The organism is Erythrobacter sp. RANMB8, from assembly GCF_056848235.1.
This window is the reverse complement of record NZ_JBREHG010000002.1, coordinates 75,124-87,633: the sequence shown is the minus strand read 5'-3', so window position 1 is coordinate 87,633 and position 12,510 is coordinate 75,124. Positions and strand designations below refer to the sequence as shown.

At 66.2% G+C, this 12,510-nt stretch carries 10 protein-coding genes; 3 read left to right on the top strand and 7 right to left on the bottom strand.

Annotated elements, in window-relative coordinates; genetic code table 11:
- Positions 1 to 313: 313 nt before the first annotated feature.
- The 7 genes from recA to dapA all read right to left on the bottom strand — a co-directional run bounded on the left by recA (position 314) and on the right by dapA (position 9,473).
- Positions 314 to 1,381 carry a recombinase RecA gene (recA, locus tag ACU0AG_RS03495; protein WP_482780876.1) on the bottom strand — a complete coding sequence of 356 codons (1,068 nt, stop codon included), beginning with the start codon at positions 1,379 to 1,381 and terminating at the stop codon, positions 314 to 316.
- Positions 1,382 to 1,500: 119 nt separating this feature from the next.
- The gene (locus ACU0AG_RS03490; RefSeq protein ID WP_482780875.1) at positions 1,501 to 3,150 is read right to left on the bottom strand and encodes a DUF4139 domain-containing protein; all 1,650 of its coding nucleotides are present in this window, start codon (positions 3,148 to 3,150) and stop codon (positions 1,501 to 1,503) included.
- A gap of 12 nt (positions 3,151 to 3,162) precedes the next feature.
- Positions 3,163 to 4,653 carry a DUF4139 domain-containing protein gene (locus ACU0AG_RS03485; RefSeq protein ID WP_482780874.1) on the bottom strand — a complete coding sequence of 497 codons (1,491 nt, stop codon included), beginning with the start codon at positions 4,651 to 4,653 and terminating at the stop codon, positions 3,163 to 3,165.
- Between the two features lie 82 nt (positions 4,654 to 4,735).
- The gene (locus ACU0AG_RS03480) at positions 4,736 to 7,129 is read right to left on the bottom strand and encodes a hybrid sensor histidine kinase/response regulator (protein WP_482781390.1); all 2,394 of its coding nucleotides are present in this window, start codon (positions 7,127 to 7,129) and stop codon (positions 4,736 to 4,738) included.
- 166 nt (positions 7,130 to 7,295) lie between these two features.
- Entirely contained in the window at positions 7,296 to 7,850 is a 555-nt protein-coding gene (locus ACU0AG_RS03475) for a DUF2062 domain-containing protein (protein WP_482781389.1), read from the bottom strand.
- 208 nt (positions 7,851 to 8,058) lie between these two features.
- Complete coding sequence (smpB, locus tag ACU0AG_RS03470; RefSeq protein WP_069310492.1) at positions 8,059 to 8,541, bottom strand: SsrA-binding protein SmpB; 483 nt, start codon at positions 8,539 to 8,541, stop codon at positions 8,059 to 8,061.
- A gap of 44 nt (positions 8,542 to 8,585) precedes the next feature.
- Positions 8,586 to 9,473 carry a 4-hydroxy-tetrahydrodipicolinate synthase gene (gene dapA, locus ACU0AG_RS03465; protein ID WP_482780873.1) on the bottom strand — a complete coding sequence of 296 codons (888 nt, stop codon included), beginning with the start codon at positions 9,471 to 9,473 and terminating at the stop codon, positions 8,586 to 8,588.
- A 107-nt stretch (positions 9,474 to 9,580) separates the two neighbouring features.
- On the opposite strand from dapA, the gene ACU0AG_RS03460 reads away from it, so the two are divergent.
- Genes ACU0AG_RS03460 through ACU0AG_RS03450 form a run of 3 tightly spaced genes read left to right on the top strand, consistent with a single transcriptional unit; the run spans position 9,581 to position 12,494 of the window.
- On the top strand, positions 9,581 to 11,527 hold the full coding sequence (locus ACU0AG_RS03460; protein ID WP_482780872.1) for a lytic transglycosylase domain-containing protein: 1,947 nt from the start codon (positions 9,581 to 9,583) through the stop codon (positions 11,525 to 11,527).
- 9 nt (positions 11,528 to 11,536) lie between these two features.
- Entirely contained in the window at positions 11,537 to 12,016 is a 480-nt protein-coding gene (locus ACU0AG_RS03455; protein WP_482780871.1) for a GreA/GreB family elongation factor, read from the top strand.
- Positions 12,009 to 12,494, top strand: coding sequence for an invasion associated locus B family protein (locus tag ACU0AG_RS03450; RefSeq protein ID WP_482780870.1), 486 nt, complete (start codon positions 12,009 to 12,011; stop codon positions 12,492 to 12,494). Before ACU0AG_RS03455 ends, ACU0AG_RS03450 begins: the two co-directional genes overlap by 8 nt.
- Positions 12,495 to 12,510: the final 16 nt, after the last annotated feature.

Here is a 12,510-nt window from a genome sequence, read left to right as displayed (position 1 = left end):
GGCCGTGCAGTTAGGCAAAGCGCGGGGTTAAGGCAATCCACCGCGCAAAAGCGCCGCTCCCAAGCGTTGCAGGCAGGTCACAGACCATGGCCAAAAGGTGCATGAAACGGGGGTCTGGAGGAGCCTGGAAGGGGTCTAGAGGGGGTCTAGAGGGGGTCTAGAGGGGTCTGGACGAGGCTAACCTCCACCTGCACCCCGCACCCCTTGCGCAACCGAAAAGCCGGCGCATGCATCCGCGAGGAGACACAGCGCCGGCGTTCCGATTTTCCGGACCGGGAGCGCTCACCACGCTCCCGTCATGTCCGCTTGGGGATCAGTCGTCAGAGTCCGCGTCCGGCCCTGTCATCATCTCCCCGGCGACCTGATCGGTGCGGCTGCGGATCGCAGCTTCCAACCGGTCGCAAACTTCCGGGTTTTCCTTGAGGTAGTTCTTGGCGTTTTCGCGCCCCTGCCCGATCCGGATCGAATCGTAGGAGAACCAGCTGCCCGATTTCTCGACAAGGCCCGCCTTCACGCCGAGATCGAGAATTTCACCGATCTTCGAGATGCCTTCGCCATACATGATGTCGAATTCGACCTGCTTGAACGGCGGCGCCACCTTGTTCTTCACCACCTTCACGCGGGTGGTGTTGCCGGTGATCTCGTCACGTTCCTTGATCTGGCCGGTGCGGCGGATGTCGAGCCGCACGCTGGCGTAGAACTTCAGCGCGTTGCCGCCGGTGGTGGTTTCCGGATTGCCGTACATCACCCCGATCTTCATGCGCAGCTGGTTGATGAAGATCACCATGCAGCGCGAGCGGCTGATCGATCCGGTCAGCTTGCGCAGGGACTGGCTCATCAGGCGCGCCTGAAGGCCGACGTGCGAATCGCCCATTTCGCCTTCGATTTCCGCGCGCGGCACCAGCGCCGCGACCGAATCGACCACCAGCACGTCGATCGCGTTGGAGCGCACCAGCGTGTCGGTGATTTCGAGCGCCTGTTCGCCGGTATCGGGCTGCGAGACGATCAGTTCGTCAATGTCGACGCCCAGCTTCTTGGCATAGACCGGATCGAGCGCGTGTTCCGCATCAACAAAGGCCGCGGTGCCGCCCATCTTCTGCGCTTCGGCAATCACGTGCAGCGCCAGCGTGGTCTTGCCCGAGCTTTCCGGACCATAGACTTCGATCACGCGGCCGCGCGGCAGGCCGCCGATGCCAAGCGCGATATCCAGACCCAGCGATCCGGTCGAAATCGCTTCGACCTGCATCGCTTCCTTCGAGCCCAGCTTCATCGCCGAACCCTTGCCAAAGGCACGATCAATCTGCGCGAGCGCGGCTTCGAGAGCCTTTTGACGATCCACGGCTTTTCTGTCCTCTTCGACCAATTTCAATTGGGTAGCCATCGCACGCGCTCCTTCGCTTGCCTAGAGGGCGGAAAGCAGTTTTCCGCCGCCGTTGACAGCCATGTATCGCATTTGTTCTCATGGAACAAGTGGGGAACGAAAATTTTCCTACAACGCGCTCAATCGCGTTCGGAACTGCGCAATTGCCAGTCGATCGTGCGGGTCCGGTTGGCCGGCACCGTCACCTCGACACTGCGGTAGCCGTTCTTCAGCACCACCTTTTCGCGCGGCACGCGGATCTCGAACTGGCTCGCCCAACCCAGTTGCAGCCGCACAGTCACAGGGTGCGGGTTGGCGTTGGAGAGTTCGGCGCGCATCGCGGTCCACTTGCGCCCGTCATCGGGCTTGGCATCCTCGTTCACCGCCGCACAGCGGGCGAAGACCTGCGCGCTTTGCGCCAGTTCCAGCTCGATATCGCGCCCGCGGGCATAATCACGCAGGGACACCGTTCCGGCCAGCTGCGGCCCGCGCGCGGTGGGTTCATAGAGCGTCATCTGACCCTGCGGCAGGGCGATGCCGAGGCCCTTGGCCACTTCGTTCTTGGTCACCAGCAGCAGGCTGGCGGGCTGCGGTTCGCCTCCCTCCCCGATCCATTCCCACGGATCGCACGGCGCCTGATAGAGGTAACGCGCCTTGACCGCGTCCTTGTTGAGGAAGGCGACCTGCTTCATCCCCTTGGCCGAAACGTCGATCCGCCCCGGCACGCGGAACAGCTTGAGATCGCCGAGGTCTTCCTCGTCGGCGGTGACGACGGCGACCGGCACGTCCATCATCGCCTCGGTTCGGCGCGATGCTGTCACAGTGATCATCTCGGCTGCCATCGGCGCGTAGGCCACGGGCGGCGGCGGCGGGGGCGGCACGGGGCTGTAATCGGGCACCGGCGATCCTTCCGCCGTGCTGCCGAAGGGGTAGCAGGTCAACTGCAACGGCTCTGCCACCGGGGGATCGGCCAGCCCTTCGAAATCGCTGTCGATATTGAGCTCGCCCGCGATGATCTGGAGCCGCGCCTTGTCAAAGCTCTGGCCATTGTCGTTGAGTAGAGTCAGCCAGCTGAGCAGCCGCAGCTCGAACTCCTCGCCCGCCCCCTTCCCGACACCCTTGTCCAGCATGGTGGCGACATAATTGGCCTGCCAGTCGAAACCCCATGCGAGGTAGGTGAGCGTCACATCATAGGTGCCGCCCGCCTCCGAACGCGTATCGACCGAATAGACCGGCGCGGAGGACAATCCGGCGGGCACGCGGTCGAAGGTCAGCTTTTCGGGCAGGCCCGTACAGCGCACCGCTTCGAAGCCGGCTGAGGATTGCAGCACCAGGCCCCCGTCGGCCCGGGTGCGCACCACCGCCTGTTCGCTGCGCACCTCGCCGGTGGCGGGATTGGTGCGGGTGATGGTCACGCGGTTGCCGAGCGTGCCGTCCACCAGCGCGGCGGGCGAGAGGAGCTGGGCGTTGCGGTTCTTCTCGATCGTGCCGCCGGGCAGGCCGGTGACGATGGCGGAGACGCCCACCATGCCTTCGGCCACGCCTTCGAAACGGATCGTCGATTCGCCGGGGGGCAGCGTCACGCGGCGGGTTTCGCTGATCATGGCGAAGCCCTGCGGATAGTCACGCTCCAGCGCCTCGTCCACCTCGCGGTCGGGGTTGCGGTAGATCGACACCGAAAGATCGGTCGGCGGCGAGGCGTCCACCACCTCGCGCGCCCATGCAGCAGGGGCCAGTGGCACGGCGATGCCTGCCGCCAGAGCCAGCCAACAGGTCGCAGCGACGCGCACGGCCTCGCGCCCTCAATACCGCGTTTCGTAGGTCACGCGGATCACCCGCTCGCCTTCTGCGAGGACGGGGATGGTGTAGCGCCGCCGGTCGGCATTCAGCTGTTCGCCCTTGATATCCTCGGCGGTGACGCGGAAATCGTCGGCCCACCAGCTGCGATTGAGGCCGGTCTGGGTCACCTGCACCTCGACCGGCTCATCCTTGGCGTTGGTGAGGGTGTAGCGCATGGTGGTGCGGTAATAGGTCTTGGGCCGTTCGAGGGTGATGGTGCGCGTGGCTGCGCCATCGGTGACGCGGTAACGGGCGGTTTTCTCCCATTCGTCCGACGTGATCGTCTCGCGCTTTTCGACCTCGGCCTTCACGGTGATGTCGAAGGCTTCGCCGGTGACGAGCGAGAGTTCGCTGCCCATCGGGGTGTGGTCGATGGCGTTTTCGCCGATGAATTGCGGCGTGCCCTCGCTGTCACGCTGGTAGAAGCGCACCGTGCCTGCGGGGAGCGCATCGCCGAGACCCTGGTTCTTCGAGGAGGAAAAGGCGATGCGGCTTTCGGCGTTTTCGGCCTCGCTGTCGTTCTGCTGCCAATAGACCTCGCGCGAGTAGATCTTGCGCGCAGGCACGGCCTGCACGTCGAGGAAGCTGACCTGCTTGGTCTGGGCATTGGCGACGGTGGTGCGGCCCGCAATCGGGTAGAGGTAGAAATCGCCGAGCCGTTCGCGCGCGGCGGCCTCGGTCCCCGCACGGGTCATGCCGCGGCTGCCGAAGCTGCGCCCGCCGCCGCCGTTAGGGTTGCCCGCGACCAGCACGGTATCGGCGCGGTGGAAGGTGGTGCCGGTGTTGTTGGTCAGCGTCACCCAGCCCTGCATGTCGATGGTGCCGCCTTTCTCGTTGTAAAGCGCGACATAATCCGCGCTCCACCCCAGTCCGCCGGTGAGATAGCGCAGGTTGACAGGGCGGGTGCCGGCGCGGGCAGAATCGAGGTTGACCGACAGCGTCGGGCGGGCGCGCAGATTGGGCGGCACGCGGTCGAAGATCACGCGGACCGGCAGGCCATCGTCGCGCAGCACCTCGATCCGCTCGCCGATCTGGATCACCACCCCGCCTGCGGTGGAGAGCACCTTGGCGCGCTCGCGGGTTTCGATGCCGGTGGCAGGATTGGTGCGCAGGAGCGTGACGGTCTGGCCGACGGCCTTCTCCATCATCTTGGTGGGGGTCAGCAGATCGAAATCGAAATTCTGCTCGATGATCGTGGTGTCGGCCGCCGCGAAGCTGAGCGTTTCGGGGCGGATGCTGGCCGAGACATCGGGGAATTCGACCCGGCTGATCCCGCCCGCGATGTTCAATTGCCGCACATCCTGCACCAGCGTGGTGCCGCCGTTGTAGATGGTGAGCGAGACATCGCCCTGAGCAGTCGCATCAGGATCGGGGAGCGATTGCGCCGCTGCTGCGCCTGCGAGAAGTGCGATTGCCGAAAGCCCGCCTGTGCGGATCGATGCGCGTGTGATCATGCTGTCCCCTCCTGCCTCGGACGGGGATCATGAGCCACTTGTGCAATTTATCCAAGGTGAACAAAGCGGTTTCCCGCCGGAATCACGCCCCTGCACCCTGTTCGCTGCGCGCCTGCCGCAGCACCGCGCCGACCTTGTCGCCGATCGCCGCGACGCTGAAAGGCTTGGCGATGAAGTGCATGTCGGGGATGTCGATATCGCGGCGCAGCTGTTCTTCGGCATAGCCGGACATGAACAGCACCGGCATCTTCGGCAGCTGCTTGCGGATGGCGCGGACCATCGCGGGGCCATCCATCCCGGGCATCACCACATCGCTCACCACGATGTCGAACTGCGCCTTGCCCTCGGTGATCGCGGCCAGCCCCTCCTCGCCATTGGCAGCGGTGGTGACTTCATAACCCGCCCGCGTCAGCGCGCGTTCGGCGACGACGCGGACCATGTCCTCGTCCTCCACCAGCAGCACCTTGCCGCCCGCCGACCAGTCGGACGAGACCAGCTCCTGCACCGGACGCTTTTTGGGCACCTCGCCGCGGTGGACGGGGAAATAGACCGTGAAACGCGCGCCCGTAGGGTGGCCGGTCTTGTCGGTGATATTGTCGGCGAAGATGAAGCCGCCCGATTGCTTGACGATCCCGTAGGCGGTCGAAAGTCCAAGGCCCGTGCCCTTGCCCTGTTCCTTGGTGGTGAAGAACGGTTCGAACAGCTTGGGCAGCACATGCGGGGGGATGCCGCCGCCGGTATCCTGCACGATCAGCACGGTGTAATCGGCAGCGGGCAGCACTTCGGAACCCAGCTGGATCACCTGCTTTGCCTGCAAGGTCCGCGTGTAGAGCGAAATCCGCCCCGTGCCGTTCCCGCGCGACTGGATCGCGTCGCGGGCATTGACCGCGAGGTTCATGATCACCTGTTCCAGCTGCTGCGGATCGGCGCGCACCGGGCCCAGATTGCGGTCATGCTGGACGTAATAGGTGATCTTCTCGCCCAGCAGCCGCTTGATCAGCGGGCTGACCTCGCTCACCACGTCAGGCAGCTGGATGATTTCCGGCCGCAGCGTCTGCTGGCGCGAGAAGGCGAGCAATTGCCGCGTCAGCGCGGCGGCGCGGTTGGAATTGGCGCGGATCTGCTGGATATCGTCATAATCGCTGTCACCGGGAATATGGCGCAGCAGCATCAGATCGCAGGTGCCGATGATCGCGGTCAGCACATTGTTGAAATCATGCGCGACCCCGCCTGCCAGCTGCCCCACGGCCTGCATCTTGGTCGCCTGCGCGACCTGCCGCCGCAGCTGGTTTTCCTGGCTGGAATCGGCCAGCGACAGCAGCACCGCCGCCTCGCCCAGCCCGCGCACGCCCGCAAGGCCGAGGCTGACCGGCTCCTCGGGCGAATTGACCAGTCGCACCGCCACATCGCCGCTGGTCGCAGGCCCGCGTCCGTGGCGGCGCACCGCATCGGACAGCGCGGCCTTGTCTTCCCGCGTCACCAGATCGGTCGGGAACGGCGGCAGGCCCCGCCCTTCGCGGCCCACGCTGCGCAGGAACGCCTCGTTGCCGAACAGGAAGCGCCCGTCGCGGTCGGTCATGGCAAGGCCGAGCGGCAATTGCGCAAGCAGCGCATCGAGCTGCGCCACGCCCGCCTGCGATGTCCCGTCCCAGCCCGAACCGATGCCCACCCCGCTATCGATCAGCAGCATCAGCGAAGTCGCCTCGTCCGGCCCCGCCGGCGCGGTCTGGATTTCGGGATCGACCAGCGGAATATCCACCAGCGTCTGCGGCGTGCCGCCGCGCCCCTCGCGGGCGAAGAAAATCCGGTCGCGCTCGTCAGAGCGCAGGAAGCTGACAAAATCCTGCCCCGCCAGCGTGGCGCGTTCATCGCCCGCTGCCCGTTCGGCAAATCCGGCGCTGACCGCGCGGATCACGCCGTCAGCCGTGGTGATCGCGGTTTCGATCCCCGCCCGGCTCAGCATCTTGCCGAACGGCCCCGCCAGATCGAGCGCGCCAAGATCGGCCCCGCGGGCCCGCGCAATCGGGCGCAGGCGCCAGATCAGGTGATCCTCGCCCCGTCCGGCGCGCTGGGCGGAAATCTGCCATTCGTTTCCGTCAGGCGCCTCGACCGCCTCAAGCGCAGCCGTGCCATCACGCCAGGCATTGCGGGCGAGCAGCGTCACGGCTTCCAGCTGCGGGCGATCGAAAGGCAGCGCGGGCGGCGCACCGGCGGCGCCGAAGTGCTGGAGGAACAGGCTGTTGGCGCACACCATGCGGTTGGCGCGGTCGGTGATGGCGATAGCTTCGCCCGCACGCTCGATCGCGGCGACGGTCACCGTCCAATCGGGCGCGGCGAAGCTGTCAGTCTGCGGCTGGGCGCGCATCCGGTCAAACGCCGCCACCCCGCCCAGCAGCACGCCTGCACCCAGCACAAAGGCCAGCGCCACCAGCCAGCTGCCGGTGGCGAAAAACAGCACCAGCGCGCTCGCGAGCATGCCACCGCCGAGGACCGGCAGCAGCAGCGCGTTATCGCTAACGCCGCCCTGCTCGCTATCGGCAGGCAGATCGGGCTTGGTGTTTTTCGGGGTGCCGGTCAGGCGGGACAAGCGGGGGCTCCTGTAACGCAAGGCCCGCAATCGGGTGCGGGCCGTCAGCCCCGTCCTACTGCGAGCCGAGCCGCTGGTCGAGCCGTGCTTCCATAACCTTCAACCGTTTGGCGCGCCTGCGCGACACCACGGCGCGCCACACCCATCCGGCGACCAGATAGCCGACCGACGGCGTAACCACCGCCAGCACGATGAAGCCGAACGCGGTGGCGCCCGCCATCTGAAAGAAATCGGTCACCACCGCCCAGGCGCTGGTTTCCATATGGGCATTGGCAATCGCCGGCCCCGCCGCGTCGAGCCGGAGGGTGAAATTGCCGACCTTGTTCGCCACCACCAGCCAGAATGGCAGGGTGAAGGGATTGGTGACGAAAGTCACCAGCGCTGCCAGCGGCACATTCGCCCGCGATGGCAGCGCGAGGAAGGCGGCGAGGAAAATCTGCCCGATGGGAATGATGAAGGCCGCAAACAGCCCCAGCGCCACGCCGCGCGGCACCGAGCGGCGGGTAAAGCGCCACAATTCGGGCGACAGGAAGCGGTGGGCGATCGGCGCGAGATATTTGTTCTGCGCCATTTCCTCGCGGGTGGGCGTGTTCTTGCGGATGATGTCCATCGCCCAGGTCTTGGAGCGTCCGGCAATGGTGGGCTTTTTGGGAGGCGTGCTCATGCGTCCGCCCCCGAAAGGCGCACGCAGGCGGCAGAATCGCAAGAGGGGAACCGGAGCATCATGGTCAGCGCCCATATGGGTAGCACCACAAGACTGACCAGTAGGTGAATCGCGCGCCCATGATTTTTTTCGGCAGCCTGTGGTGGGCCTGCGATCAGCCCTTTTCGCGCATGAGCCGGGCCTTGTCGCGTTTCCAGTCGCGCTCCTTGATGCTGGCGCGCTTGTCATGGGTCTGCTTGCCCTTGGCGAGCGCCAGTTCGACCTTCGCCCGGCCGGTGCGGTTGAAGTAGACCGACAGCGGCACCAGCGTCATGCCCTTGCGCTCGACCGCGCCGAACAGCTTTTCGATCTCGCGTTCGTGCAGCAGCAGCTTGCGCGGGCGGCGCGGCTCGTGGTTCAGGCGGTTGCCGTGGCTGTATTCGGGGATGTTGGCGTTGATCAGCCACACCTGCCCGTCCTTCACCTCGGCATAGCTTTCGGCAATGCTCGCCTCGCCCGCCCGCAGCGCCTTGACCTCGGTGCCCTGCAAGGCGAGCCCGGCCTCGAAGGTGTCCTCGATCGAATAATCGAACCGCGCACGGCGGTTTTCGGCGACGATCTTGAGCTTGTCGAAAGTAACGGGTTTGGGGCGTGCCATGGGACGCGCGATGTAGGGGCTGGCGTGCGAAAAAGCGAGGGGCTTTAGGCGGGAAGCACGCCCGCAACCACCAGTGCCTCGTCAACCGCCTTCTTGGCCTCGTCCGAACATTCCACCAGCGGCAGGCGCACTTCGGGCTCGATCCAGTCATGCACGCGGCTGAGCGCATATTTCACCGGCGCAGGCGAAGCGTCGGAAAACATCGCGTAATGCAGCGGGAACAGGCGGTCGTTCAGCTGGCGCGCCTTCTTGAGTTCATTGGCGGCGATCGCCTCGTGGAATTCGGCGCACAGCCTGGGCGCGACATTGGCCGTCACCGAAATGCACCCGCGCCCGCCCGCTGCCGCGTGGGGCAGCCACAGCTCGTCATTGCCCGAAAGCTGGCAGAATTCGCGCCCGATGCCCATGCGGTGATCGGCGACGCGCGACAGGTCGCCGCTTGCATCCTTGATGGCGATGATCCGGTCGGGATACTTGTTGACCAGCGCCACCACGGTCTCGTCCTCGAGATCGGTGACGGTGCGGCCCGGCACGTTGTAGAGCACGATCGGCAGGTCGCTGTTTTCGGCGAGGAAGCTGAAATGGGCGATCAGCCCGCGCTGGCTCGGACGGTTGTAATAGGGGGCGACGCATAGCCCCGCCGCCGCGCCGGCCTTGCGCGAGAAGTTCATGTGCAGCAGCGCGTTGCGGGTGTCGTTCGAACCGCAGCCCGCAATCACCGGCACGCGGCCCGCCGCCTGTTCGATACAGACCTCGATCACGCGGTGGTGTTCGGCATTCGACAGGGTCGAAGCCTCGCCGGTCGTGCCGCAGGGCACCAGCGCGGCGCTGCCGTTCTCGATCTGCCAGTCGACCAACCGCCGGAACGCGGCCTCGTCAAACGTTCCGCCGCGAAAAGGAGTCACCAAAGCGGGAATGGAGCCGCTGAACATTGCCTTAGTCCTGCCTTCATCGTTAGATACCGGAATAGCCGGGCACCCCCACCCGTTACCCCTTCTGTTCAGCGCCTGATAAGGAGCCGATTGGCACTATGTCCAGCATGGTCCGTAATCTTATGACTTCCGCACGGATTATTGCTGCAATCGGGCTGGCGTCTGCCGCGCCGCTCGCCGCGCAGGAATTTGCCGCGCCTTCGGGGGACAATCTGGTGGCGCGCCAGCCTTCGGCCATGAACGCTGCGATTGCCCGCTGGGAAGTGCTGCAGGCCAGCACCCAGCACGGCTTTGCCGACTATGCCGGCTTCGTGATGGCCTATCCGAGCTTCCCCCGCATGGAGATCCTGCGCCTGCGGGCCGAGGCTGCGCTGGAGAAAGAGGCACCCTCGCAGGACGAGGTGATCCGCTATTTCGATGCCCACCCGCCGCTGACCAATGCGGGCCGGGCGCGTTATGCGCTGGCGCTGACCGCGACGCAGCGGCCCGAGGCCCTTGCCGAAGCGCGCAAGGCGTGGCGCGGCGGACAGATGGCCGATTCCATCGAGCTTTATCTGTCAGGCATTTACGGCGCGCAGTTCACGCCTGATGATCACGCGGCGCGAATGGATGCGCTGCTGTGGCAGGGCAAGGCCGACGCCGCATCGCGGCAGGCGATGAACCTGCCCGAGCCGGAGCGCCCGATGGCGCTCGCCCGCCTGTCGCTGCTGCGCGGTGCGCGGCCCGAAAGCGCCGGGCTTGCCGTGCCGGCCGGTTCGGAGCGCGATCCGGGCTATGTCTTCAACCTCGTGAAGCATCTGCGCGCCACCGGCCAGACCGGCGAGGCCGCACGGGTGTTTGCCACCCGCCCCGATTTTGCCCGCCCTGCCCGCGATGCCGAGGCCTTCGTCGGCGATCTGCTGGCGCTCGCCAAGGCGGGCGGCGCGCGCGATGCGGTGCAGGTGGCAAGCCGCACCGACGATCTGTTCGCGCCCGGCACCGATATCTCGACGCTCAGCTTCGCCTTGCGCGATCGCTACACCGATCTGATGTGGCTGGGCGGCACCCGCGCCCTGTGGGATCTGGGCGACGGAGCGGCGGCCGCGCCGCTGTTCCAGCGCTATGGCGATGCAGCCAAGACCCCGCTGACCAAGGCCAAGGGCTATTACTGGGCCGGCCGCGCCGCGCGCCAATCGGGCAACGAGGCCGCCGCCCGCGTCTATTTCGACATGGCGGCGCGCTGGCCCGATTATTACTACGGCCAGCTCGCGCTTTCGGCGCTGGGCCAGCCGATGCCGGCCTTTGCCCCGCTGCCGCAACCCGCGATGGACGCGGGCCTGCGCGCCGAATTCGAAGCGCGACCGCTGGTCAAGGCCATCCGCGCGCTCGCCACCAACCGCCGCGACTGGCGCACCGAGCGCCGTTTCTTCGAAGCGCTGGGCGATGAGGCCGACAGCCGCGAGGAAATGCTGATGGCAGGGATGCTTGCCCGCGAAACCGGGCTGGACGAAATGGCCGTGGTGCTGGGCATGAAAGCGGGCGAAAACGGTCTGGCCGGGCTGGAACGGATCGGCTTTCCCACCATCTCCACCCCCTCCTTCGTCAACGACTGGACGATGGTGCACGCAATTGGCCGACAGGAAAGCGAGTTCGACCGTAACCGTGTCTCCCACGCGGGCGCACGCGGGGTGATGCAGCTGATGCCCGGCACCGCACGCGAACAGGCAGGCAAGCTCGGCATCAATTACATGGCCGCCGATCTGACCGCGACGCCGCATTACAATATCCAGCTGGGCGATGCCTATTTCGCCCGCATGATGAGCTATTACGGCGGGGCCTATCCGCTCGCCGTGGGCGCCTATAATGCAGGGCCGGGGCGCGTGAACGAATGGCTGCGCAAGAACGGCGATCCGCGCACGGGCGCCATCGACTGGGTCACCTGGGTCGAGAAGATTCCGGCCAATTTCGAAACCCGCTATTACATCATGCGGGTGATCGGCAATGCGGTGACCTATTCGCACATGTATCCGGGCGAAGCGGGCCTGCCGCGCCCGGTCGATTCCTTCCTGCGCTGACCTCGTCCGATGAAACCTCAAGGGCCGCCGATCACGCCTGCGGGCATGGCCGCGCTTAAGGCGCGCTACGACCATCTGCTCGGCACCGAGCGTCCGGCGATTGTCGAGATCGTCAGCTGGGCGGCGGGCAATGGCGATCGCAGCGAGAACGGCGATTACCTCTACGGCCGCAAGAAAATGCGCGAGATCGACCGCGAGCTGGCGCACCTTGCCCGGCGGATGAAGGCGGTGCGGGTGGTCGATCCCGCCGCGCAGGTTGACCGCAGCCGCGTATTCTTCGGTGCCAGCGTCGAAATCGCGGACGAGGACGACAACCGCCAGACGGTAACGCTGGTGGGGGATGACGAACAGGATGCAGGCGCAGGGCGGATCGGGTGGAGTTCCCCCATGGCGCGGGCGCTGCGCGGGGCGAGCGTGGGCGATTGCCGCGTAGTCGCCCTGCCCTCCGGCACGCGCGAATGGGAGGTTCTGGCGATTGCCTATGATTAGGCTGGTCGCTCTTGCTGGCCTTGCGCTCGCCCTAGCCATCACGACGCCGCTGGCTGCGCGCGACAGCCTGGGCGTGTTCGACGGCTGGGCCGCGTTCAAGGATGCGCAGCCGGCGCGCTGCTATGCCATCGCCAAGGCGCAGGGGAGGCCCGCCGCGCCCGCCTATGCGACGGTATCGAACTGGCCCGACCGCAAGGTGCGCGGCGCGCTGCACATGGTGTTGTCACGCGAGGTGGCAGCCAAGGGCAATGTCCGGCTGACAGTGGGGGACAAGCGCTTCGACCTCGTCGCCAAGGGCCGCAATGCCTGGGCCAGGGACAGCCGCGATGACGCCGCAATCATCGCTGCGATCCGCTCTGCCTCGCGCATGAGCGTTTCGGCCACCAGCACCAAAGGCAGCGGCTTCACCGACCGCTATAGCCTGAACGGCGCGGCCACGGCGATCGATGCTGCGACCGTGGGGTGCGCCAAGCGCTGACTCGCCAAACGGCGCA